Annotated in this window: 19 protein-coding genes, 5 pseudogenes, 2 riboswitches and 1 other annotated feature; of the genes and pseudogenes, 17 read left to right on the plus strand and 7 right to left on the minus strand. The window is 44.4% G+C overall.

Annotated features, from left to right (window positions below):
• Positions 1-8: 8 nt before the first annotated feature.
• The 9 genes and pseudogenes from CK1_RS18750 to putP form a co-directional block, all read left to right on the plus strand.
• A pseudogene (locus CK1_RS18750) lies at positions 9-383 on the plus strand (HisA/HisF-related TIM barrel protein); the annotation flags it as partial.
• A gap of 327 nt (positions 384-710) precedes the next feature.
• A complete protein-coding gene (gene hisIE / locus CK1_RS18755; protein ID WP_044961526.1) occupies positions 711-1,289 on the plus strand; it encodes a bifunctional phosphoribosyl-AMP cyclohydrolase/phosphoribosyl-ATP diphosphatase HisIE in 579 nt (192 codons plus the stop codon).
• Between the two features lie 171 nt (positions 1,290-1,460).
• Positions 1,461-2,420, plus strand: a complete 960-nt coding sequence (locus tag CK1_RS03435; RefSeq protein ID WP_015524925.1) for a M14 family metallopeptidase — start codon at positions 1,461-1,463, stop codon at positions 2,418-2,420.
• 284 nt (positions 2,421-2,704) lie between these two features.
• Positions 2,705-2,893, plus strand: a riboswitch (cobalamin riboswitch).
• Between the two features lie 183 nt (positions 2,894-3,076).
• On the plus strand, positions 3,077-4,015 hold the full coding sequence (gene nikB, locus CK1_RS03440; RefSeq protein ID WP_021651480.1) for a nickel ABC transporter permease: 939 nt from the start codon (positions 3,077-3,079) through the stop codon (positions 4,013-4,015).
• The gene (gene nikC / locus CK1_RS03445) at positions 4,016-4,846 is read left to right on the plus strand and encodes a nickel transporter permease (protein WP_306288717.1); all 831 of its coding nucleotides are present in this window, start codon (positions 4,016-4,018) and stop codon (positions 4,844-4,846) included.
• Positions 4,847-4,904: 58 nt separating this feature from the next.
• The gene (locus tag CK1_RS03450) at positions 4,905-6,473 is read left to right on the plus strand and encodes an ABC transporter substrate-binding protein (RefSeq protein WP_015524926.1); all 1,569 of its coding nucleotides are present in this window, start codon (positions 4,905-4,907) and stop codon (positions 6,471-6,473) included.
• Between the two features lie 14 nt (positions 6,474-6,487).
• Complete coding sequence (locus CK1_RS03455; protein ID WP_015524927.1) at positions 6,488-7,273, plus strand: ABC transporter ATP-binding protein; 786 nt, start codon at positions 6,488-6,490, stop codon at positions 7,271-7,273.
• Complete coding sequence (locus CK1_RS03460) at positions 7,266-8,255, plus strand: ABC transporter ATP-binding protein (RefSeq protein WP_015524928.1); 990 nt, start codon at positions 7,266-7,268, stop codon at positions 8,253-8,255. Before CK1_RS03455 ends, CK1_RS03460 begins: the two co-directional genes overlap by 8 nt.
• A 512-nt stretch (positions 8,256-8,767) precedes the next feature.
• Positions 8,768-10,299: pseudogene (putP, locus tag CK1_RS03465) on the plus strand (sodium/proline symporter PutP).
• A 248-nt stretch (positions 10,300-10,547) separates the two neighbouring features.
• Here the strand turns inward: putP and folK are convergent.
• From folK to CK1_RS03500, 7 genes are all read right to left on the minus strand, one after another.
• The gene (folK, locus tag CK1_RS03470) at positions 10,548-11,369 is read right to left on the minus strand and encodes a 2-amino-4-hydroxy-6-hydroxymethyldihydropteridine diphosphokinase (protein ID WP_015524932.1); all 822 of its coding nucleotides are present in this window, start codon (positions 11,367-11,369) and stop codon (positions 10,548-10,550) included.
• A gap of 9 nt (positions 11,370-11,378) precedes the next feature.
• A complete protein-coding gene (gene folP, locus CK1_RS03475) occupies positions 11,379-12,185 on the minus strand; it encodes a dihydropteroate synthase (RefSeq protein ID WP_015524933.1) in 807 nt (268 codons plus the stop codon).
• A 25-nt stretch (positions 12,186-12,210) separates the two neighbouring features.
• The gene (locus CK1_RS03480; RefSeq protein ID WP_015524934.1) at positions 12,211-12,672 is read right to left on the minus strand and encodes an HD domain-containing protein; all 462 of its coding nucleotides are present in this window, start codon (positions 12,670-12,672) and stop codon (positions 12,211-12,213) included.
• On the minus strand, positions 12,672-13,229 hold the full coding sequence (folE, locus tag CK1_RS03485; RefSeq protein WP_015524935.1) for a GTP cyclohydrolase I FolE: 558 nt from the start codon (positions 13,227-13,229) through the stop codon (positions 12,672-12,674). Before folE ends, CK1_RS03480 begins: the two co-directional genes overlap by 1 nt.
• A gap of 144 nt (positions 13,230-13,373) precedes the next feature.
• Positions 13,374-13,470, minus strand: a riboswitch (THF riboswitch).
• A gap of 219 nt (positions 13,471-13,689) precedes the next feature.
• Complete coding sequence (locus tag CK1_RS03490) at positions 13,690-13,965, minus strand: hypothetical protein (RefSeq protein ID WP_015524936.1); 276 nt, start codon at positions 13,963-13,965, stop codon at positions 13,690-13,692.
• Positions 13,962-14,318 (minus strand): hypothetical protein, encoded by a 357-nt coding sequence (locus CK1_RS03495; RefSeq protein ID WP_015524937.1) that lies wholly within the window; start codon positions 14,316-14,318, stop codon positions 13,962-13,964. The genes CK1_RS03490 and CK1_RS03495 overlap by 4 nt, the downstream gene beginning before the upstream one ends.
• Positions 14,319-14,576: 258 nt before the next feature.
• Positions 14,577-14,876, minus strand: a complete 300-nt coding sequence (locus CK1_RS03500) for a hypothetical protein (protein ID WP_015524939.1) — start codon at positions 14,874-14,876, stop codon at positions 14,577-14,579.
• 173 nt (positions 14,877-15,049) lie between these two features.
• On the opposite strand from CK1_RS03500, the gene CK1_RS03505 reads away from it, so the two are divergent.
• From CK1_RS03505 to CK1_RS03540, 8 genes and pseudogenes are all read left to right on the plus strand, one after another.
• Positions 15,050-16,318 (plus strand): cell wall hydrolase, encoded by a 1,269-nt coding sequence (locus CK1_RS03505; protein ID WP_015524940.1) that lies wholly within the window; start codon positions 15,050-15,052, stop codon positions 16,316-16,318.
• Between the two features lie 77 nt (positions 16,319-16,395).
• A pseudogene (gene rnhA / locus CK1_RS03510) lies at positions 16,396-16,883 on the plus strand (ribonuclease HI).
• 194 nt (positions 16,884-17,077) lie between these two features.
• Positions 17,078-17,398: a binding site (T-box leader), on the plus strand.
• A 97-nt stretch (positions 17,399-17,495) separates the two neighbouring features.
• Complete coding sequence (gene tyrS / locus CK1_RS03515) at positions 17,496-18,722, plus strand: tyrosine--tRNA ligase (protein WP_015524942.1); 1,227 nt, start codon at positions 17,496-17,498, stop codon at positions 18,720-18,722.
• 86 nt (positions 18,723-18,808) lie between these two features.
• Complete coding sequence (alaS, locus tag CK1_RS03520) at positions 18,809-21,451, plus strand: alanine--tRNA ligase (protein ID WP_015524943.1); 2,643 nt, start codon at positions 18,809-18,811, stop codon at positions 21,449-21,451.
• Between the two features lie 165 nt (positions 21,452-21,616).
• Positions 21,617-21,793, plus strand: a complete 177-nt coding sequence (rpsU, locus tag CK1_RS03525) for a 30S ribosomal protein S21 (RefSeq protein ID WP_004222305.1) — start codon at positions 21,617-21,619, stop codon at positions 21,791-21,793.
• A gap of 113 nt (positions 21,794-21,906) precedes the next feature.
• Positions 21,907-23,448: pseudogene (gene cls / locus CK1_RS03530) on the plus strand (cardiolipin synthase).
• Positions 23,449-23,549: 101 nt separating this feature from the next.
• Positions 23,550-24,974, plus strand: coding sequence for a tRNA (N6-isopentenyl adenosine(37)-C2)-methylthiotransferase MiaB (miaB, locus tag CK1_RS03535; protein WP_306288718.1), 1,425 nt, complete (start codon positions 23,550-23,552; stop codon positions 24,972-24,974).
• A 232-nt stretch (positions 24,975-25,206) separates the two neighbouring features.
• Positions 25,207-25,517: pseudogene (locus CK1_RS03540) on the plus strand (metal-sensing transcriptional repressor).
• Positions 25,518-25,544: the final 27 nt, after the last annotated feature.

The following is a 25,544-nucleotide window of genomic DNA, read 5'->3' on the forward strand; positions in this document are numbered from 1 at the left end:
GACCACTTATGAACAAACAGTTGATCCCATGCCTTTATCTTCATTCAGAAAAGGCGGTAACCGGATTTGGACAGAGAAATCTTTTCGGAGACGGAAATGTAGAAACACTTGCAAAATTTTACGGTGACAATGGGGCAGATGAGCTTCTGGTATTTGACTTTTCTTCCGCAGATGCAGAGCATGACCGTGCGATCGGAAAAATCCGTGATATCTGTCAGGTATCTGAGATCCCGGTGATCGCAGCGGGAAATATCAAACGTATGGAAGATGTAAAAAAGCTGATCTATGCGGGATGTGCCAAAGTTGTACTGAATTTTTCGAAAGAGAATAATATCAAGCTTCTGGAAGAAGTATCCCGACGCTTTGGAAAAGAGCGTATGATGATCAGCATCTCTGATCTGAGAGAATTCACAGAAAATCAGGATCTGATCGAAACATATGCAGACACTGTTCTGGCTTTGGACACTGTCGAAAATGAAATTGCAGAGATTTCTCAGATTTCCATTGTTCTTCATACCGATGAAAACAGATCTGAGAACGTTCTGGAGCTTTTAGGAGAACCAGCTGTGTCCGGACTTTGCGGTGCTTATGTAAGCAGTCTTGAAAATGATCTGCATACATTTAAGGAGACCTGCGAAGAAGCCGGAATTCCGGTAAACACATATAAAAGTAATATTGCATGGTCGGACTTTAAATTAAACAGTGACGGAATGGTTCCGGTTATTGTCCAGGATTACCGGACGGATGAAGTACTGATGCTGGCCTATATGAATGAGCTTGCTTTTAACACAACATTGAAGCTTGGAAAAATGACATACTGGAGCCGCAGCCGGAATGAGCTCTGGACCAAAGGTCTGACATCCGGACACGTACAGTATGTAAAGTCTCTTACTATTGACTGTGATAATGATACGATCCTTGCCAAAGTGGAGCAGGTGGGCGCAGCCTGCCATACAGGAAACCGTACTTGTTTCTTCAAACCGCTGATGAAAAAGGAGTACGATGATACCAATCCTCTTCACGTGTTCCAGAATGTGTATGATGTGATCACTGACCGAAAAGAACATCCAAAGGAAGGTTCCTATACCAATTATCTTTTTGATAAAGGAATCGACAAGATTTTGAAAAAAGTCGGTGAAGAATGCACAGAGATCGTCATTGCAGCCAAAAATCCGGATAAAGAAGAGATTAAATACGAAATTTCAGATTTTCTTTATCATATGATGGTACTCATGGTGGAAAAAGGAGTCAGCTGGGAAGAAATCACCAAAGAATTGGTAAAAAGATAAATTATATATCATTCAGGAAAAAAGCTTTTGTACGTCGGATCAGAATGAACGGTTACGAAAGCTTTTTTCTGTTTTCCCGGAATCTTAAAAGAATATGTACAATTTCGGTTAGGCATGATATACTTATCGTCAAAAGTGCGGAAATATAAAAAAGGAAAAGGGAAACAACCAATGATCAAAATTGATGACTGGGTGATTGAAAAAGGAGAGAAGGCACAGGGGAAAATTAAGATCACAGGATACGGCATAGCAATGCCGGCAACTGTGATATGCGGAGTGAAAGACGGACCGACGATACTGATCACAGCAGGAATACACAGTGCGGAGTATGTAGGAATCCAGGCGGCAATGGAACTTGCAAAAGAATTTCAACCGGAAGAACTGAAGGGAAATGTGATCATCGTTCCACTGGTCAATGTCAGTGGCTTTGAGCATCGCACCATGAGTCTGGTCTATGAGGATGGCAAGAACCTGAACCGCGTTTTCCCCGGAGATCCTGAGGGAACAGCTGCAGATCGTATTGCCTATGCTATAGTGACAAAGCTTTTTTCCATAGCAGATTATTATATCGACCTGCATAGCGGAGATGGGTTCGAACAGCTTCATCCCTATGTTTATTATGTAGGGGTTGTAGATGAAAAGACAGCAGAGAAATCATTACATATGGCACGGCATATCGGCGTAAAATATGTGGTCCGTTCCACAACCGCCACAGGTGGCGCCTACAATTATGCTTCTTCTCTTGGAATTCCAAGTATTCTCATCGAAAGAGGCGGACACAGCTACTGGACCTGGGAGGAAGTAGAACAGGATAAAAGAGACGTCCGTCACCTTGTTTTTCATCTCCAGGGAAAGAAATGTCATGGTCTGAAGCATTACCGTCAGATGCTTCTTGAAAATGTAGTCTATGAATATGCGCCGTATACAGGATGCTGGTATCCGTCCAAGAAGCCTGGAGAATACTTTTTTAAGGGGGAAGAACTGGGTGAACTGAGAGATTACTATGGGAATTTACTTTACACATCTATTGCAACTGAAAACGGAGTCGTACTTTATCAAACAGCCAGTCTGAACATTATTGAAGACGGACCAATGATCGCATATGCAGCGATCACGGAGACTCTGACCTGATAGTAAACAACCCTTTCAGAACGCTTCTGTCTGAAATCATATTGAAACAGTAAGAAAACCGGGTTTTACCATTTGCTATTCTATTTATAAAAATAGCGAGGTAAACTCCGTGTTTTTTTAGCAGATCAGATAAATCCAATTGTCAAATCCCCCATGGGGGATATATACAATTCAAGCATCTTTAACAAAATTTATGAGTTTTCTAAAAATATAACATTTTTCCATAGACATAAACTATAGTTTTATCATATAATGTTTTAGTAATTTGACAGCATTTGCTGATTTTCACATCAGCCGTTGTAAGTTCTGAGAGGATTAATAGGGAAACCGGTGTAAATCCGGTACGATCCCGTCACTGTAAGGGGGAATCCTCAGACAAAGTACCACTGGTCGAGTACGTGAGAAATAGACCGGGAAGGTGTCTGAGGGTAAGGATCCTAAGTCAGGAGACCTGCTTGCAATTGTTTTAAAATGATTCTTACGGAAGATAGGAAGCATATTTATTTTGTGTGCCCGTATTTCGTCACGGGCTTTTTTCGTGCAAATTTTCTAAAATTCCATGCATATTCTGCATATTAAGAATCCAATAGTTTTTTTATCTAACTAAATTAAAACGGCAATGTTAAAATCGCATCAAATGAGGAAAGGAGTAAAACGTGACAAAGAAACAAGTAGGAAAAAGATTTCTCCAGATCATCATTGTTTTATTTGGAATCAGCTTTTTCACATTTGGACTGACCTACCTGTCACCTGGTGATCCTGCGGAGATCATGCTGACAGAGTGTGGTAATCTTCCTACACCAGAGCTTCTGGAACAGACAAGACATGAGCTTGGCCTTGATCAGCCCTTTCTCGTGCAGTATGGTTCCTGGTTGAAGGGTGTTGTTACAGGAGATATGGGACAGTCCTATTCTTTCAAAATGCCGGTAACAGATAAACTGGTATCCTGTTTCTGGCCGACGCTGAGGATGTCGTTGCTGGCACTTCTGATGATGGTCATTATTTCCATACCGCTTGGAATCCTGGCCGCTGTATATCAGAACAAATTCCCGGATTATTTTGTGAGAGGAATTACCTTTGTGGGAGTATCTGTTCCAAGCTTCTGGCTGGGCCTGATCCTTCTCAGCATCTTTGGTGTTCAGCTTCGCTGGATCAATGTTGCAGGAGGCAGTACGGATTTTAAATCCATGATCCTCCCGGCGCTGACTCTTGCACTTGCCATGTCTGCAAAATATACCAGACAGGTAAGAAGTGCAGTACTGGAGGAACTTCACCAGGATTATGTCACAGGTGCAAGAATGCGTGGAATCAAGGAAAGCGTCATTCTCTGGAAACACGTCCTTCCTAACGTAATGCTTCCTCTGGTAACATTGCTGGGACTTTCCCTTGGAAGTCTTCTGGGAGGTACTGCAGTTGTAGAGATCATTTACAACTGGCCTGGAATGGGAAATATGGCAGTAAAAGCAATTTCCTGTCGTGACTATCCTCTTGTACAGGGCTATGTACTCTGGATCGCAATCCTGTACATGTGCATCAACCTGCTTGTGGATCTGTCCTATACTTATCTCGATCCAAGACTTAAGGAGGATAGATAATTGAAAAAGGTATTACGAACATTCAAAGAAAATAAACAGTTCACTCTTTTCTTCATTCTGGGTCTCGTGGTGATCGGAATTGCGATCTTTGCGCCGCAGCTCTCACCATATGATCCACTGGATGCAGTTATGACCGAATCACTGCAGGAGCCAAGCTCCGCTCATCCGTTCGGAACGGATAAGCTTGGACGAGATCTTCTTTCCCGTGTTATCTTCGGAACAAGAACCTCTCTGATCATGACCTTATGTCTGGTTGCAGTGATCTTTGGCATCGGTACATTTTTAGGAGTTATTGCCGGATATTTCGGCGGCGTTGTGGATGCAGTGATCATGCGTATCGCAGATATGATGATCTCCTTCCCTGGGCTTGTACTGGCCATTGCCATTGCCGGTATGCTTGGACCAAACCTGGTCAATGCCGTTATCTCCATTGCGGCTGTAAGCTGGACAAAATATGCCCGTCTTGCACGAAGTATGGTTTTGAAAGTCAAGAAGAGTCTTTACATAGAGGCAGCTATAGTAAACGGAACAAAGACCTGGAAAATTCTTCTTGTACACATTCTTCCCAACATGGTAACCCAGATGGTGGTAACTGCGGCAGCAGATATCGGAACCATGATGCTGGAGCTGGCTTCCCTTTCATTCCTGGGATTTGGTGCAACTGCGCCGACACCGGAGTGGGGACTGATGCTGAATGAAGGAAGAACCTACATGGCAAAGGCGCCATGGCTTATGATCTACCCTGGTATCGCTATCGTGATCTGTGTTGTTGTTTTCAACATGCTTGGAGACAGCATCCGTGATGTACTGGATCCGCGCCAGGATCAATAAAACAACTCTGTAACAAACCAACACCATATGATCAGTATATTATCTTTAGGAGGATGAAATGAGAAATAATGTAGTTAAAAAAGTGCTGGCTGCTACACTTGCATGTATGATGACCCTTTCAATGACAACAGTGGCTCAGGCAAAAGGTGACAAAAAAAGTGATAAGGAGATCACCATCGGAGTAACAAGCTTTGCAGATACACTGGAGCCGACAGAGCAGTATTTCAGCTGGGTTGTATCCCGTTATGCGATCGGCGAGTGCCTCACAAAATTCGATGAGAATGGTGAGATCGTTCCATGTCTTGCGGAAGAGTGGGAGAACAGCGAAGACGGAAAGACATGGACCTTCAAGATCCGTGAGGGTGTAAAATTCTCAAACGGTGACGATATGACACCGGATATGGTAAAAGCTTCCATCGAGCGTACCGCTGAAAAAAGTGACCGTGTTCCGGAATTCTTTGATCTTGACAGCATCGAGGTTGACGGACAGAACCTGATCTTCCACCTGAACAGAGCAAATGCAAACATGGCCGGATGCCTTGCAGACCCGCTGTTTCTGATCGTAGATACAAATGTAGATGATTCTACATTTGCCATGGAAGGACCGATCTGTACAGGACCTTACGCAGTAGAGTCCTTCAGTCCGACAGATTCCTGTGTCGTAGTAAAAAATGAGAACTACTGGGATGGAGAAGTTCCCCTTGATAAAGTTACACTGAAATGTGTGGATGACCAGACAACACGTTCCATGGCTCTTCAGACAGGTGAGATCGATATCGCTTACAACCTGAAAACAGAGAACCTGGTTGAGTTTGAGGGAAATGACAATTACGACATCCAGGAGCTTCAGTCTCTTCGTTCCACCTATGCATTCATGAACCAGAACGAGGATCATGCACTCAGCGATAAGGCTCTTCGCCAGGCACTTCTTCGTGGTCTTGACAAGGAAACATACTGCAACACTCTTCTTGAGGGTGGTGCAACAGCTGGTAAAGCACCGGTTCCTCCAACACTTGACTTTGGATTCGATGATTTGAAGGATGAGAATTCCTATGATCCGGACAGCGCAAAGAAGATCCTTGATGAGGCCGGATACAAAGATGTTGACGGTGACGGATTTGTAGAAACTCCTGACGGAGATCCTCTTGTTCTTGATTTTGTTATCTACACAAGCCGTGCCGAGCTTGGTGTATACGCACAGGCAGCACAGGCCAGTCTGAAGGAGATCGGTATCAACGTAAACCTGAACACAGTAAGTTATGAGACACTTCTTGACATGAGAGATTCCGGTCAGTATGACCTTCTGATCTGGAACGTGCTGGTAGCAAACACTGGAGACCCTGAGAACTACTTAAGAGAGAACTGGTACAGCTCCTCTGCAAACAATACTGCAGGATACAATAACCCGGAGGTTGACAAGCTTCTTGACGAGCTTGCGCAGACATTTGATGTGGACAAGAGAAAAGATCTCATCATCGATATTCAGCAGGATATCATGGATGATGCTGCAACTGTATTCTTTGGTTATGAGACAACCTACCTCTTCTCCAACAAAAAGGTAACAGGTGTTAAGATGTATCCAATGGATTATTACTGGCTGACAAAGGATATCACTCTTGCCGAGTAAAGGAGCGCTTATTTATGCTTGAGATCAAGGATCTTTCCGTTCAGTACGGAAAACAGGCACCTACCATTGAACATTTCAACCTTTCCATGAAGAAGGGGGAGATCATCAGTGTGGTAGGCGAGAGTGGAAGTGGAAAAACAACCGTGATCCGTGCTGTCCTCGGCGCACTTGCCGGAGGTGGCCGGGTCAGCACCGGAGATATTCGGTTTCACGGACATTCTCTGCTTTCCAATACAAAGGATGAATGGAGAAATTTAAGGGGTACCCGCATTTCCATGATCTTCCAGGACTGCGGCGGAACCCTGAACCCTATCCGTAAGATTGGAAGTCAGTATGTGGAATATATCTGTACACATACGGATGTATCCAAAGCAGAAGCATGGAAGAAGGGATGCTCCATGCTTCAGAAAATGCGTCTTCCTGACGCGGAAAATATCATGAAAAGTTATCCTCACCAGCTTTCCGGTGGTATGCGCCAGCGAGTTGGTATTGCCATGGCCATGACTTTTAACCCGGAGCTGCTTCTTGCAGATGAGCCGACCAGTGCGCTGGATGTTACCACACAGGCACAGATCGTACGCCAGATGATGGAGCTTCGTGATGATTTCGGAACCGGTATCATCATTGTTACCCATAACATTGGCGTAGCAGCCTATATGGCTGATCAGCTTGTTGTTATGCAGAACGGAAAAGTTGTGGATCAGGGAACACGAGATGAGGTCATGGAGCATCCGACCAGTGACTATACAAAGAAACTGCTGGCTGCAGTGCCGGAAATGGAGGGACAGCGTTATGTTTAAGGAATCCGATATCATACTCAGTGCAAAACATATCGTAAAACAGTTCCCGGCTTCCGGCGGCAGAACTTTAACAGCCTGCAACGATGTGAACCTGAACGTTTATAAAGGAAAAACTCTGGGAATCGTAGGAGAAAGTGGCTGCGGTAAATCGACCTTTGTCCGCATGGTCATTTCTCTTGACAAACCGACCAGCGGAGAGATCCTTTACCATGGAAAAAACCTCTCTGATCTTTCCAAAAAAGAAACCTGGCTGAACCGTCAGAACATGCAGATGGTCTTCCAGGATCCGCTGGCGTCCTTTGACCCGAAAATGAAGATCGTGGATATTCTCACAGAACCCCTGATCAATTACGGAAAGCTGAAAAGAAACGAAAAGGAAGCGAAAGCCAGAGAGCTTCTGGAAATGGTAGAGCTTCCCGGAGATTTTGCAGACCGTTATCCCCATAACATGAGTGGCGGACAGCGTCAGCGTATCAGTATTGCCCGGGCACTTTCCCTGGAACCGGAGATCCTGGTATGTGACGAGGCTACCTCTGCACTCGATGTTTCCGTACAGGAATCTGTGATCCGTCTTCTGGTGCGTCTCCAGAAGGAGAAAAACATCAGCATGCTTTTTATCTGCCATGACCTGGCTCTGATCCGTTCCTTTGCTCATCAGATTGCTGTCATGTACCTCGGGAATATCGTGGAGGTAATTCCGGGAGAGGATGTTACGGAAAAGTCTCTTCATCCATATACACAGGCTCTTCTGGGGGCACAGTTTTCCATTCATATGGATCAGAACAAAAAGATCGAGAGCATCGAAAGTGAGGCCCCCAGCCCTCTGGATGTTCCTCATGGCTGTCCATTCCAGAATCGTTGCGAACACTGCATGGAGAAATGCAGGACGATCCGTCCTGTGCTCACAGAAGTAGAGTCCGGACATGAAGTAGCCTGCCATTATGTAACGGAAAAAAATAAGAAAAGGCACAAAACAGTATGATTTTTAAAAACTTTCTGCTGCTGTCGAAGACGGAGATATCCAATATATAATAGGTGTTGTAGTATATAATCAGGACAGCCCGGAAATGAACATGTTCATGAATTATTATAGAGAATACATCGCGCTGACAGGTGGTTCCTCCGCAGGAAACTACATGCATCTTCAGAAAACGATCGGTGTTCTGAAAGCTCTGGCTGAGAAGGAGGGCTGACTTATTCCGAGGATGTTGAGAAGCTTGCATATACAGTGGAAGATGTGCAGAAGCGTATGGAAGAAAAATAAACAGAGATTTTGAAAAAGAGCTGGGCCGCCTTATATGGTTCAGCCCTTTTTCTTCATATAAAATACTTTTTTATGTAAAAAACGAAAAATCCTCTTTACTTTCTAAAGTTAATATAATAAAATCTATAAATATGTGTAAAACTGGTTTAAAAGCAGAAACATGGGGATGCATACACAAAATCCCTCATGTTTTGTGATTTTAAAACAGAAACATGGAAGGGAGAGAAACAATGACAACAGCACATATTTGTATAATGGCAGCCATTATCGTCTATCTGGGTGCAATGATCTTTGTAGGTTATCTTTGCTCCAAGAACAATAATGACAGTTCTGATTTCTATCTTGGAGGACGAAAGCTTGGTCCACTTGTCACAGCTATGAGTGCAGAGGCTTCTGACATGAGCAGCTGGCTTCTGATGGGCCTGCCGGGACTTGCTTATCTTACCGGTATTGCAGATGCAGGCTGGACAGCCATTGGCCTTGCGATCGGAACTTACGTAAACTGGAGGATCGTGGCAAAAAGAATCCGCCGCTACACACATGTGGCAGGAAATTCCATTACATTGCCATCCTTTTTCAGTAATCGTTACAGAGATGAGAAAAAGATCCTGCAGTCTATCGGAGCGATTTTTATCGTGATCTTTTTTATTCCGTATACAGCTTCCGGATTTGCAGCCTGTGGTAAACTTTTTGCAAGTCTCTTCGGTGTAAAATATCTGCCGGCTATGATCATCAGTGCACTGGTCATCGTTGGATACACCACACTGGGAGGATTCCTGGCAGCATCTACCACGGACTTTATCCAGAGTATCATCATGTCCATCGCTCTTGTGATCGTATTTGTATTCGGGATCAGCACAGCAGGTGGTATTGAAGCAGTTGCAGACCATGCAAGATCACTGCCCGGATATCTGACTATGTTTACTACATATGATCCAACAACCGGAACAGAACAGGCATATCCACTGCTTAATATCATTTCCATGCTTGCATGGGGACTTGGATATTTCGGAATGCCGCATATTCTTCTTCGTTTCATGGCGATCGAAGACGAAGAGAAGCTTACACTTTCCAGAAGAGTAGCAACTACATGGGTAGTGATCTCACTGGCAGTAGCAGTACTGATCGGTGTGGTAGGACTTGGAATGACAGCAGCAGGAGAATTTGATCTTCTGGAAGGTTCTGCATCTGAGACCATCATCGTTCAGATAGCAAATCTTCTCAGCCAGCACGGTGTACTTGCGGCAATCCTTGCAGGACTCATCCTCGCAGGAATCCTGGCATCCACCATGTCAACTGCAGATTCCCAGCTTCTGGCAGCATCTTCAGCAGTTTCTTCCGACCTTCTCGGAAGTATTCTGAAAGACAAAGAAACCAAAAAGAAAGCATGGTAGCGGATAAGGTCACACTCCTTCTGATCGCAGTAGTAGCCATGTTCATCGCCCGTGACCCGAACAGTTCCGTATTCACCATCGTATCCTTCGCCTGGGCAGGTTTCGGAGCCGTATTCGGCCCTGTAGTACTCCTGGCATTATTCTGGAGACGCTCCAACTGGCAGGGAGCTCTGGCAGGAATGATCTGCGGCGGATCCATGGTATTTATCTGGAAATATGGAATCAGCAAACTCGGCGGTGCCTGGGGAATCTACGAACTCCTCCCCGCCTTCCTGGTAGCCATCGCAGCAAACATCATCGTCAGTCTTCTCACCAAGGCCCCATCCAAAGAAATCACCGACGAATTCGATTTGGTAAACCAAAAATAAATTATTATTTCAATAACAAGTAGTCAATAATTCACACCATACAAAACAAGCCCGATACAGATCGCAATCAGGACATCTGTATCGGGCTTGTCATCTTTTTTATTTATAATTTGAATTTGAATAAAGTCACACAGCCAAAAATGTTTTAAGCGTGGCCGGAGGGAAGGGGTGTGGGGAAGGGAAATGGCCTTCGCAACTATGAATGCTTCCCTTCCCCACGCTTTTCACAGCTTTCAAGCCGAGAAAAACTAATTTTTTCCCTCAAGCTTTTTTAACAACTGCTCCATTGTTAAATTCAACACCGGATGCCGAAGATACGGTGCGATCTCCACCATAGGCTTCAAAACAAAATCCCTGTTTTCCATATCAATATGAGGCACATGTAGTTCCACTGTATCAATGATCTCATTATCGTAAAACAGAATATCCAGATCCAGTGTCCTTGGTCCCCAGTGAATGATCCTTTTCCGGTCCGCAGCCTGTTCCAGCACATGCAGCCTGTCAAGAAGCTCCTCCGGAGAAAGCAGCGTCCGGACTCTTAAGGCTCCGTTGAGAAACTCATCCTGCTCCACATCCCCGTAAGGCTCCGTTACAAGATACTCGGAAACCTTTTCAACAACAATCTCTTTCATATCCCGAAGACCCTGGATCGCATTGTCCAGGTATTTCTTCTTATCCCCCATATTGGAACCAAAAGCAATATAAGCCGTATGCCAGCCTCGGGTAATTTCCACAGCAACGGTTTTCAGAGGAAGGCCTACCGGAGCCCAGGGTTTTTCAATGCGGAGGGTGATCTTTTTAAGAAGAGGGAGAGAAAGCAGCAGCGTCTCTGCCAGATTCTCCACAGCAGCCTCCAGAAGTTTATAAGTATTTTTCTGAAGAAAATCGGTGATCATATGACTGACTTCTCCATAATTGATGGAAGCAGAAAGATCATCTGTCAGCCCTGCCGGACGTGTTTCTGTATACATAACAGCAGAAACAACAAATTTCTGTCCGAGAGCTGTTTCTTCCGGAAACACGCCATGGTTTGCAAAAATCTCAAGATCTCTGATTTCGATTTTATCCATCAGTTCCTCCTAACGTCCCAGAATAGCTTCTGTCATCTGGATGACGCGTTTATTTTCTTTGATGTCATGAACACGGACAAATGCACAACCCTTCATAACACCGATCACCGATGTGGCAAGAGTTCCCTCTACACGCTGATCTACAGGAAGATCAAGGGCAAGTCCGATCATGGATTTTCTGGAGGTACCAAGAAGCACCGGATATCCCAGCTTCCGGAAAAGCTCCAGATTATCCATGGTCATCAGGTTCATCTCATATGTTTTACCAAATCCGACACCAGGATCAAGGATGATCTTATCATCGGCAATACCGGCACGTTTGGCAATATTGACACATTCCTGGGTTTCTGCCAGCATATCCACAATAAAATTATTGTATTCAGTATTATCTTTGTTATGCATCAAACAGCAGGGAGCTTGATATCTGGCAATGACAGGAGCCATTTCAGGATCATATTTCAGTCCCCAGATGTCATTGATAAGATCTGCTCCGTGTTTCAGGGCTTCTTCCGCAACACATCCCTTATAGGTATCTACAGAGATGGGGATATCAAAACGCCCTTTTACTGCTTCGATAACAGGAAGAATACGCTCGATCTCCTCCTGTGCATCAACCGGTGTATGTCCCGGACGTGTGGATTCCCCACCGATATCAAGAATATCAGCACCTTCGGCGATCATAGCTTCTGTATGTTTCAGGGCATGATCCATATCGTTCCATTTTCCGCCATCTGAGAAAGAATCCGGTGTGACATTTAGGATACCCATAATATATGTTTTGTTTTTTACATCAAACTCACGATTTCCGATTTTCATGGAAAAACCTCCTAATATTGGATCGTCATATTTTTTTAGCAGGAGACCAGTAACATTCCGGCTCTGCTTTACAGGAAAAACAGTTTCTGGAGCTTTTGTCCGCAGTATAGAGCAGTTTTCCAAGAACTGTCGGATCCGTCTGAGCTCTGTGACCACGTATTGCCGCAATGATTGCTTCCATTTCTTCCATAGAAAATCCAAGCTCGTTTAAGATCTGTCCTGCGATAGCAGCACCGGCCTCATCATGAGGAGTGCCATCTTCATACTGTCTGGCCCGTCCGATATCGTGAAGAAGGGCAGTACAGTAGATCAGTTCCTTTGAAACAGGAGCATTTTCCTCAAGTGCCCGGATATAGGCAAGGCGTGCCACATCCAAAAAATGCTCCGGTGTATGTCTGCAGAATTCACGGTCAGTCTCCAGAAGCTGAAGCTTATTAAGCTCATTCTGATAGAGCGGATGATTCCAGATCTGATTCACTCTGTCCATCAGTCCTTGACCATAGCAAGGAACTGTTTCTGAAGCTCCATATTTTCTTTAAATTCACCTCTGGTAACAGTCGTAACCGTTTTGCTTCCCGGCTTTTTGATCCCACGCATGGTCATGCAGGTATGCTCCGCTTCCAGCATAACCATGATTCCCTTAGGAGCGAGAACACGTTCCAGCGCATCTGCGATCTGCACAGTCAGACGTTCCTGGATTTGCGGTCTTCTTGCATACACATCAACGGTACGGGCCAGCTTGCTTAAGCCGGTAACCTTGCCATTTGGGATATATGCGATATGAGCTTTTCCGTAAAAGGGCATAAGATGATGTTCACACATGGAATAAAAGGTAATATCCTTTTCCAGAACCATTTCATTGTTCTCTACATGAAACTGTTTCTGAAGATGTTCATCCGCTTCATTATCAAGTCCGCCATAAATTTCCTCGCACATGCGGGCGATACGTTCCGGAGTTCCCTGCAGTCCCTCTCTGTTTACATCCTCGCCGATTCCCTCGAGAAGAAGCTTGATCGCCTCTTCAACTTTTGCTTTGTCTACCATAAATAACAACCTCCATTTGTTAAAAAAATCACGTTTTTCGGAGACTGTCTCTTTTATTTTTGCGCATAAAAAAAGATATCTCCAATTGTAATAGAACGTATGTCGAAAAAGCCCTACACAATATGAGATATTCTCTTATATTGCTGCAACGGGTGCGGATTTCATACCGTAAGACGTACTTTTCGTTCTGGCGACAACTCCCCATTCGCCAAACACTTGACGCATAAAATCCTATTTTGCATATCATTCATTTCACGGACAAGTATACCATATACTGATATAAGAAGAAAGGGAAAATGATAAAAAAATATCACAAAAATAGGGAATATGTTCTATGAATTATGCGATAGAATCTATGGATATGTCAGATTTTTGCAGATTATATTCCGACAAATATAAAAAGAATTACAAAGTAGAAAATCCCGGAACAGAAAACCGCTGTTCCGGGATCACAAAGCTGTTAATGACGTATCATTTTCATCAGATTCACAATTCTGTCAAGCTTAGCTGCCTCTGCCGGACTTTTCCCCATTTTCAGAACTTCTATGATAGTGGAGATCTCATCAGAGCTGAAATTTAAGCCCGCATTTTTTCCTTTAGAAGCTGCGCCCATGATAAAAGGCAGAAGTTCGGACGGATTTTTCCCCAATCCCTGATCTGCCAGACCCTGAAGCATGGAAAGCTTCTGAGGGTCCATTCCGGAAAGCCGTGGATTATTTTTCCAGTCATCACTCATGGATTCTCACCTCCTGACGAATCTTCATTCATGATCTGAAGCATCTGGATCGTAGCCATAAGACTGGTGATATGATCGATCTGACGGCGATTTTCTCCGCCACAGCACTTACGGATATCCTGCAGCATTTCCAGAGGATCGGTGCCGGAAAAACCGGTAGCCTGCAGATCGGCTGTTCTACGGCTGCTTTGAAAAAGCGACATGGTATTCTGAAGTTCCCGGACTTTCGTATACACAGATAAAAACCGCTGCCCGGAAGAAGGAAGGTACGGGATCATGGCTTTCAGCATCTGATTCTGGTCACTTTCCACCATTTCATCCAGAGCAGTACGTGCGATAGGCTCCTGTTCCATAAAAAAATCCTTTTTCCTGAAATCTATGAATTTGCAGAAAGAAATATGACAGAAACCTTCTCTGGTCATATTATATATAGAAGAAATTTTTCAAAGGAATGTGATTATGGAATCTGAAAAAAACAGGAACTTGTCATTGATGGAAATTCTTTTTATGAGATAGATCTGAAATGTCTGGAAGAGAAAAACAGAAACAGGAGGAAGCAGAAAAACGGCAGCAGAAAAGGCAGAGGAAATAACCTCTGCCTTTTCAAAAGATCAGCAGCAATTGTTGCAGCCGCATCCATTTCCGCACAAAAGCAGAAGAAGGATGATGATCCAACAGCTGTCGTTGCAGCCGTTGTTATTACAGCCACAGCCACTGTTGTTTCCACAGCAACACATCAGACAGATGATCCAAAGGATACAGGAGCAGCTGTTTCCACCGTTTCCAAACAGGGAATTTCCGCAGCCATTATTACAGCCACAGTTATTGTTACATCCACATCCTGTGCTACATCCGGAATCACAACCACATCCGCAATCACATCCACAATTGGTAGCTGCTAAGTCACTCATCGATAAGTCCTCCAGCAAATTTTATTTACACTTCATCATATGGCAGGAGTCCGTCCACAGTTACAAAAAGTTGACAGTGTTTATTCATTACGATATAATAAACGAAATGTAACATTTTTGTAATTTTTGAGGCAAACTAGCTTTTATATCTAAAACAGGAAATGGGGAAAATTATGAAGAGTTTCAGAACAAAAAATAGGCTGAAGGGTCTGATGCTTGCCATGCTGCTGATCGTGGGAAGCACAGTCTTTTCTGCTTCTGCAAAAGAGGTACAGGCTGCCACTGCAGGCTTTAAAACTATCGATGGAAAAACATACTACATAAAAAGTGATGGGAGCAAGCAGAAAGGCTGGCTGACCCTGAGCGGATACAAGTACTACTTTAACACAAAGACCGGAGTACAGGTAAAGGGCTGGATGAAGGTCAATGGCAAATATACCTACTATTTTACAAAAGTCAAGGGGGTTATGGCAACCGGCTGGATGACAGATTCCAAAGGCCATAAGCGCTATTTCAATCCCAAAACAGGTAAGCTTACCACAGGCTGGGTAAACTGCAGCAAGGGAAGGAAACGTTATTTCACAAAAGGCGGAGGCATTATGGCAACCGGCTGGCTCACCAACAGCAAAGGGCAGAAACGTTATTTTTACAAAACTTCCGGTTATATGGCAACCAAATGGGTAAAAAACAAATCCAAAAATATCAGCTACTATTTTGCCACCAGTACCGGTTATATGTATACTGGTCTGAAGACGATCAATCAGAAGAACTATTATTTTAAATCCAACGGTGTCATGGCAGTAAGTACCTCCGTGACAGTGAATGGAATTACATACTCCATCGCAGCAGACGGAGTGGCCACTGCGAAGACTACCAAACCTAATGTAAATGTCGGAAACGGAAATGTTAAAATTTATGATACCAGAAACAGCAGATATTACACCATGGTCAAGGAATATAAGAGTCATCCCGGAATTGCAAACGGAAAGACCTCAGATGAAGCACTTCTGGCCGCGCTTTGCGAATCAGAAGCAGGCGATCAGGGCAAGATCGGAATGGAAGCAGTAGCACTTTGTGTTCTGAATCGTACGATCAAATCAGACAAGGAATTTCCATCTACGATACGAGGTGTGATCTATGAGAATATCGGAAGCAGCACAACCCCACAGTATTCTGTAGTGCGGAACGGGGCCCTTCTCAAACGTCTCAATGGTCAGTTTGAAAACCGTACTCTTGCTTATCAGGCTGCAAGAGAAGCAATGACTATTTTCAATAAACATGTCACTTCCGGCAAAGCCAGGACACTCAGAGGATTTAAACAGAAAGATTTTAATTATATGTATTTCATGATGACCAGCTATTTCTGGAACCAGAATCTGAATTTCAGCAAAGTGAAATATGAAACTTATAAAGGCCATACATTTTTTGTAGACTGGGTATAAGCAACATAGTCTCCGGCAGTAAACTTTGAACAAACAGGCGTATGGACATAAAATTGAAAATTTAAGGAGAAGCAAATATGCAGGTGAAAATCTATACGGATGGTGCAGCCCGGGGAAATCCGGATGGACCGGGAGGCTACGGAGCAGTTCTTCAGTACATCGATACCAAAGGCCAGTTACATGAACGTGAACTGTCCAGAGGCTACAAAAAAACCACAAACAACCGGATGGAGCTGATGGCAGCCATCGTAGCACTGGAAGCACTGAACCGCCCCTGCCAGGTGGATCTGTATTCCGATTCCAAATATCTGGTAGATGCTTTTAATCAGCACTGGATCGATTCCTGGCTAAAGAAAAACTGGAAACGTGGAAAAACGAAGATGTGAAGAATGTAGATCTCTGGAAACGCCTTTTAAAGGCCAAGGAGCAGCATCAGGTAAGCTTCCACTGGGTTAAGGGACATGCAGATAATCCGTTAAATGAACGGTGTGATCAGCTTGCCACATCAGCGGCAGACGGCAATGACCTTTTCGTAGATGAGGGATTAAATGGCTTACAGAAATAAAAGTTCCACTTATCACTCACAGAAAACCCGAAACATACCGCGCGAATTTATGCGATCAGCGTAAATTCTGTGCATCGCGAAGCGTGTTACTGAGAACAGAGTAAACAGTAACATTCTGCCACTTTAAGTTGTCAAAGCAATATTAAAATTTCTTGACAAACAAAAAAGCAGTTTGTATACTTCATATAGTATAGTAAAAGGCTTGGAAGGGAAAAAGTAGCTTGAGGAAAACCCCACAGAGAGCAGCCGGCAGGTGAGAGGCGCAGGGTAGAACTTTTGTGAATACATCCCGGAGCTGCGCACCGAATCGGAACTTGATACTGTAAATTATAAACTTTATAATAATAGCGTATTATAGATAGGCTGCGACGGAATGGCACCCGTTATTGTGCTGAAGTGGTTTTATATCTTGATATATATGGATATAACGGGATGTAGATTCACTTTATGAGGCAGGAAATGCGAGTTTTCTGTAAATTTAGGTGGTAACGCGGGACCCGGTTCTCGTCCTAAACGGACAGGAACCGGGCATTTTTATTTTTTACGCTGATACTGTAAATTATAAACTTTAATAAAAGCGTAAACATAAAAGCTATACAGGAGGAAAGAACAATGACAGTTTGGGAAGAACTGAAAGCACGTGGCCTGATCGCACAGGTTACAGACGAAGACGAGATCAAAGAGATGGTAAATAACGGAAAAGCCACATTCTATATTGGCTTTGACCCTACAGCAGACAGCCTTCATGTAGGTCACTTCATGGCTCTTTGCCTGATGAAGAGACTGCAGATGGCAGGAAACCGTCCGATTGCCCTTCTCGGTGGCGGAACAGGAATGATCGGTGACCCGTCCGGAAGGACCGATATGCGTCAGATGCTGACAAAAGAAACCATCCAGCACAATATTGACTGCTTCAAGCAGCAGATGAGCCGTTTCATCGATTTCTCTGATGGAAAAGCTCTTATGGTAAACAATGCTGACTGGCTTATGAACCTTAACTATGTAGAGCTTCTCCGTGAGGTAGGTGCTCACTTTTCCGTAAACCGTATGCTGACAGCAGAGTGCTACAAACAGCGTATGGAGCGAGGCTTAAGCTTCCTGGAATTTAACTACATGATCATGCAGAGCTACGACTTCTACATGCTGTACCAGAAATACGGCTGCAACATGCAGTTCGGTGGCGATGACCAGTGGAGCAACATGCTTGGCGGTACCGAGCTGATCCGCCGTAAGCTTGGCAAGGATGCCTATGCCATGACCATCACACTGCTTCTCAATTCTGAGGGCAAAAAGATGGGAAAAACACAGTCCGGAGCTGTATGGCTTGATCCGAATAAGACATCCCCGTTCGATTTCTACCAGTACTGGAGAAATGTAGACGATGCTGACGTTATCAAATGTATGCGTCTTCTTACTTTCCTTCCTCTTGAGGAGATCGACGAGATGGCCAAATGGGAAGGCAGCGAGCTGAACAAAGCCAAGGAGATCCTTGCATACCAGCTGACAGAGCTTGTACACGGTGAGGAGGAAGCCAAGAAAGCACAGGAGGGTGCCCGCGCACTGTTCTCAGGTGCAGATACTTCTCATATGCCTACAACAGAGCTTTCAGAGGAAGATTTTGACGAGGAAGGAAAAATCGACCTGATCACACTTCTTGTAAAAGCAGAGCTGGTACCAAGCCGTTCCGAGGGTCGCCGTGCGATCCAGCAGGGTGGTGTATCCATCGATGGTGAGAAGCTCACCGATATTTACCATACGGTTGAGAAGGATGCTTTTGCAGGGGACGGGATCGTTCTGAAACGAGGCAAGAAAAAATTCAAAAAGATCTGTGTAAAATAATTTCCCATATCTGTGACATTTCCGGGATAAAGCTACGGCATTCCGGAAATGCTGACAGGTAGGGTTGACACAAGGAGGATAACAACATGAAAAAGTACGGAGTGAACGAACTTCGTAAGATGTTCCTTGACTTTATGGAGAGCAAGGGCCATCTTGTAATGAAAAGCTTTTCCCTGGTTCCTCAGGGAGATAAGAGTCTTCTGCTGATCAATGCAGGTATGGCTCCGCTGAAACCATATTTTACAGGTGCTGAGAAGCCGCCAAGAACAAGAGTGACAACCTGCCAGAAATGTATCCGTACCGGAGATATCGAAAATGTAGGTAAAACCGCACGTCATGGTACTTTCTTTGAAATGCTTGGTAACTTCTCTTTTGGTGATTACTTCAAGAAAGAAGCCATCCACTGGTCTTGGGAGTTTCTTACTGAGGTTGTAGGGCTTGATGCAGACCGTCTCTACCCATCCATTTACCTGGATGATGAGGAAGCCTTCAATATCTGGAACAAAGAAGTAGGGATTCCGTCTGAACGTATTTTCCGTTTCGGAAAAGAGGATAACTTCTGGGAGCATGGCGCAGGTCCATGCGGTCCATGCTCTGAGATCTACTATGACCGTGGCGAAAAATACGGCTGTGGCAAACCCGGATGTACGGTAGGCTGCGACTGCGACCGTTACATGGAAGTATGGAACAACGTTTTCACACAGTTCGAGAACGATGGAAACGGAAACTACACAACCCTGAAACAGAAAAACATCGATACCGGTATGGGACTTGAGCGTCTTGCTGTAGTTGTTCAGGATGTTGATTCTATTTTTGATGTAGATACAATTTGTGCACTTCGTAATCTTGTATGCGAGATCGCACATAAAGAATATGAGAAAAACTATGCAGATGACGTTTCCATCCGTCTGATCACGGACCATATCCGTTCCGCAACATTTATGATCTCCGATGGAATCATGCCAACCAATGAGGGACGTGGATATGTTCTCCGCCGTCTGATCCGCCGCGCAGCACGTCACGGACGTCTTCTTGGCATCGAGGGAACTTTCCTTGCAAAATTAAGTGCACAGGTGATCGAGAGCTCCAAAGCCGGATATCCGGAGCTTGAGGAGAAGAAAGAGTTCATCTTCCGTGTACTGACAAATGAGGAGAATCAGTTCAACAAAACTATCGATCAGGGACTTCGTATCCTTTCCGACATGGAAGAGGATATGAAAAAAGCAGGTGAAAAGACTCTTTCCGGTGACAACGCATTCAAGCTTTATGATACGTACGGATTCCCTCTTGACCTTACAAAAGAGATCCTTGAGGAAAAAGGCTACGGCATTGACGAGGAAGGCTTCCAGAAAGCAATGGAGGAACAGAGAGTCAAGGCACGTACTGCCCGTGAAGTAACCAACTATATGGGTGCAGACGCAACCGTATACGATGATATTGATGTAAACGTGACAACAGAATTCGTCGGCTACGATCATCTTACCTTTGATTCCAAGGTTACTGTCCTTACCACAGAAACAGAGATCGTAGATTCTCTCACAGAGGGACAGAAGGGTACCGTATTTGTAGAGCAGACTCCTTTCTATGCAACAATGGGTGGACAGGAAGGTGATACCGGTGTGATCGAGACTGCAAACGGTAAATTTGTTGTTGAGGACACCATCAAACTCCGCGGCGGTAAATTCGGCCACGTAGGACATATGGAATCCGGTATGATTTCCTCAGGTGAGACAGTATCCCTGAAGGTAAACGAAGAAGCAAGAAAAGATACCGAGAAAAACCACAGTGCAACACATCTTCTTCAGAAAGCACTGAAGACCGTTCTTGGTTCCCACGTAGAGCAGAAGGGTTCTCTGGTAACTCCGGACAGACTTCGTTTTGACTTTGCTCATTTTCAGGCTATGACAGCAGAAGAACTCCAGGCAACAGAAGAGCTTGTAAACAAAGAGATCCAGGCAGGTCTTGATGTTCATACAGATGTCATGGATGTGGAAGAAGCCAAGAAATCCGGAGCAATGGCTCTCTTTGGTGAGAAATATGACCAGAAGGTACGTGTAGTATCCATGGGAGACTTTTCCAAAGAGCTCTGTGGTGGTACTCATGTAAAGAATACAAGCTCCATCATGCTCTTTAAGATCGTGTCCGAATCCGGTATCGCAGCTGGTGTACGCCGTATTGAGGCACTTACCGGCAAAGCAGTTATCGAATACTACAGAAAGCAGGAAGAGCTTCTCCATGAGGCTGCAAAAGCATTAAAGGCCAATACAGCCGAGGTTGTAGAAAAGATCAGTCACCTGCAGGCTGAGGTAAAGGCTCTTCAGAGCGAAAATGAATCCCTCAAGAGCAAAGCTGCCCAGAGTGCACTTGGCGATGTCATGGATAAAGTCGTTGAAGTAAACGGCGTAAAACTCCTTGCAGCCAAAGTTGAGGGCGTTGACATGAACGGTCTCAGAGACCTGGGTGATAAACTGAAAGAGCAGCTTGGCGAAGGTGTTGTCCTTCTTGCAGCAGTAAACGACGGCAAGGTTAATCTTCTTGCAATGGCAACGGATGCAGCTCAGAAAGCAGGCGCTCATGCAGGAAACCTGATCAAAGCAGTGGCAACGATCGTTGGCGGTGGCGGCGGCGGACGTCCGAACATGGCACAGGCCGGCGGAAAGAATCCGGAAAAAGCCCAGGAAGCTATGGATGCAGCAGCAGGAATCCTTGAAAAACAGCTCACAAAATAACAAAGTTGTGCGTGATTTACAGTTTTGACATTTTTTTCATAAAAATCGAAAAAGATGTTGACGAAAGCACTTGTTATGCTATATAATAACACTCGTGCAAGAAAAATACCCAGACAGTTGTATTTTAGCACAATCTACAACTGGAGGGAGGTTAGGTGTGAGTCTATGTCAAACGTTATCGTAAAAGAGAACGAGACTTTAGATAGCGCTCTTCGCAGATTCAAGAGAAGCTGTGCTAAGGCGGGAATCCAGCAGGAAATCCGTAAGAGAGAGCATTACGAGAAGCCAAGCGTTCGTCGTAAGAAAAAATCTGAAGCCGCAAGAAAACGTAAATATAATTAATTGTGCGCAAAAATCCCTGGCTGTATGGTCAGGGATTTTTAATTAAATAGAAACAGGAACGTTTGACGAAGGAAAGAAATATGAATTTGTTTATTAAACTGATTATCAAACCATTGCGATCGCTCCTTAAATTATTATTTAATCGAATTTTTTATGTAGCTCTGGCTCTTGTTGTGCAGCTGGCATGGCTGTTGATCGCCCTTTTCCGGCTTATGGAATACTCCAGATGGGTGACGATCGGAATGCAGGCCATAGGTTTTCTGGTTGTTCTGTGGATCGTAAATAAAAAGATCAATCCATCTTATAAGCTCGCCTGGACGATGCTGATTCTTATTTTTCCGGTATTTGGTGTTTCCCTGTACCTTCTTTTCGGTAAGTCACGGATCGGCGCTGTAATGGAGCAGCATTATCAGAATCTTATTGATGAAACTGCTGAATACCTGGAAGGCTCAGAGCTCACAAGAAAACGTTTAAACGAAGACGACCGTTCCATGAGGATCCAGTCGGATTACATCTGGCAGTATTCAAGATATCCGGTTCACGAGAATACCACAGCAGAGTATTTTCAGGTAGGAGATGATATGTTTCCGGTTCTGGTGCATGAACTGGAGCAGGCAAAGCATTTTATTTTTATCGAATATTTTATCATAAATGACGGGGTAATGTGGCAGACGATCCTTAATATCCTTGAAAAAAAGGCTAAAGAAGGAGTGGATGTCCGACTGATCTATGATGGCTTCGGCTGCCTTACCACATTGCCATACAAGTATGATCAGGAGATGCGCCGGCGAGGAATCAAATGCGAAGTATTCAACCGGTTCCGTCCGATTCTTAATATAATCCAGAATAACCGTGACCACCGTAAGATCTGTGTGATCGATGGCTGGACCGGTTTTACCGGCGGCATCAACTTGGCTGACGAATATATCAATCAGCGAAAACGGTTTGGCCACTGGAAGGATACAGCCGTTATGCTGAAAGGAGAAGGCGTCTGGAATATGACAGCTATGTTCCTATATATGTGGGGAATCGTTACCAGAACAGATACTTCTCTTGATTTCGGAAATTATGTTCCGCACAGGTGGCACCCCAACGAATTTCCGGGAAGCGGTTATGTCCAGCCATTCTGTGATTCCCCCCTGGACGATGAGATCGTAGGAGAGAACGTTTATCTTAATATTATCAATCGCGCCAAAAAACTATGTTTATATCTGCACACCATATCTGATCATAGATAATGAGATGATGACCGCCCTGTGCCTCGCTGCAAAAAGCGGTGTGGATGTGCGGATCATGACACCAGGTATCCCGGACAAAAAATGGTCTTCCTGCTGACACAGTCTTATTATAAACAGCTTCTGGAAGCAGGTGTAAAGATCTACGAATACCAGCCGGGATTTTTACATGCAAAATCTTTTGTCTGTGATGACAAAGTAGGCGTCGTAGGAACCATAAATCTGGATTACCGAAGCCTTTATCTGCATTTTGAAGATGGTGTCTGGATGTATAAGAATGATGTGATCCTGGACATCCGGGATGATTTTACAGAAACCCTGGAGTACTGTGATCCCATTGATCTGGCATTCTGCCAGAAGAGAAATATTGTGGTACGTGCCATTCAGAACGTACTGAGAGTTTTTGCACCGCTATTATAAAAACTCTTTGACAGACAACTGTAAATTCTGTATGATATATCAGACGGGAGTTCAATGCTCCCGTCTGATATTGTCTAAAGAAAAATAATTTATAGATACATATGAAATTTTTAGTTATTGGAGGAATTGATTTGAGCCAGAATAAAGAAACAGAGATCCAGCTTCAGTACATTGAAAAATGTAAAGAGCTTCTTGCCAAAAGCAGTACGAAACGTCCCACCTTCCACATCCAGAATGAAGGATGCCAGATGAACTCCATCCAGACAGAGTCTATTGCGGCCATCATGGAAAAAATGGGATATGAAATGGTAGATACCGAGGATGCTGATGCAGTTGTATTTAACACCTGCACAGTCCGGGAAAATGCCAATCAGAAGATCTATGGACATCTTGGACATTTAAAGAGCATCAAACGGGAGCACCCGGATATGAAGATCGTACTGTTCGGATGTATGATGCAGGAGCATCACGTAGTGGAAAAGATCCGCAAGGATTATAAATATGTAAATCTTGTATTCGGAACCCATAATATCCACAAATTCCCGGAGCTTTTTTACCGGACGCTGCAGACCGACGACCAGATCATTGATATCTGGAAGGAATCCGATGAGATCGTAGAGGGCATGCCAACTTCCCGCAAATACTCCTTCAAAACAGGAGTCAGCGTAATGTTTGGCTGCAATAACTTCTGCAGCTACTGCATCGTTCCTTATGTCCGCGGCCGCGAAAAGAGCCGCGAGCCACAGGCCATCATCCGCGAGATCGAGGAACTGGTCGCAGATGGCGTTACTGAGATCATGCTTCTTGGCCAGAATGTAAACTCCTACGGAAAAACTCTGGAAACACCGGTGACCTTTGCAGAACTTCTGAAAGAAGTGGAAAAGATCGAAGGGCTGAAGCGTATCCGTTTTATGACTTCCCATCAGGACCTGTCCGATGAGCTGATCCAGACCATGGCAGAGAGCCAGAAGATCTGTCACCATCTGCATCTTCCGCTGCAGTCCGGAAGCAGCAGAGTCTTAAAGGAAATGAACCGCCGTTACGACAAGGAGAAATATCTGGAGCTGGTAGATAAGATCCGTAAGGCGATCCCGGATATTTCGCTGACAACAGATATCATGGTCGGATTTCCAGGAGAAACAGAAGAAGATTTCCAGGAAACACTGGATGTTGTAAGAAAGGCAAATTACGATACTGCCTTCACATTTATTTATTCCAAACGAAGCGGAACCCCTGCAGCCGGCATGGAAAATCAGGTGCCGGAGGATGTGGTAAAAGACCGTTTCAGCCGTCTTCTTACCCTGGTACAGGAAAAGGGCCGGGAAAATTCCTCCCGTTTCCAGGGAACCATTCAGGAAATCCTGGTAGAAGATGAAAACCGTGAGAAGGGTACTCTTACTGGCCGTACCCAGCATAATCTTCTGGTTCATTTCCCGGGAGAAAAAGATCTCATCGGCAAATATGTAAAAGTAAGCCTGGATACCTGCAAGGGGTTCTATTATTTCGGACATATCGTGGAAGAGTAGAATTATAGACAAGTCCCCACCCAATGCTTATTGCTTTTCGCAACCCCGTTGGGGACTTACCTGATTCGGCTAATTATAAGTTTATATTGCCCGCTCATTGCCATTATCGGATGAGCGGGCTTTTTTATTATAAAAATACTGTTTCTATTGACAAATACCCCATAAGGGTATATATTATTCCATATAAATAGGATACCCCATGAGGGTATTTATGGGAAAGGAGAGACAGCTTATGTCTGAAAAGAAAGTCTGTCCCTGCTACTGTGAAAAACACACTGCACGCTCAGAAGAGGAGAAAAAAAGCTGATCAACCGTCTGAAACGTATTGAAGGCCAGATCAGAGGCATTATAGGAATGATGGAGAATGATGCCTACTGTAATGATATCCTGATCCAATCTGCCGCAGTCAATGCTGCAGTGAATGCGTTTAATAAAGAGCTGCTTGCCAGCCACATCCGCACCTGCGTTGCCCGGGATATCCGGGAAGGTAAGGATGAGACCATTGATGAGCTGGTAGCAACCCTCCAGAAGCTGATGAAATAAAGGGACAAACTGGATTTTAGGAGGTAC

The sequence above is a fragment of the Ruminococcus sp. SR1/5 genome (assembly GCF_000209835.1).
GTDB classification, from domain to species: Bacteria; Bacillota; Clostridia; order Lachnospirales; family Lachnospiraceae; genus Blautia_A; species Blautia_A fusiformis.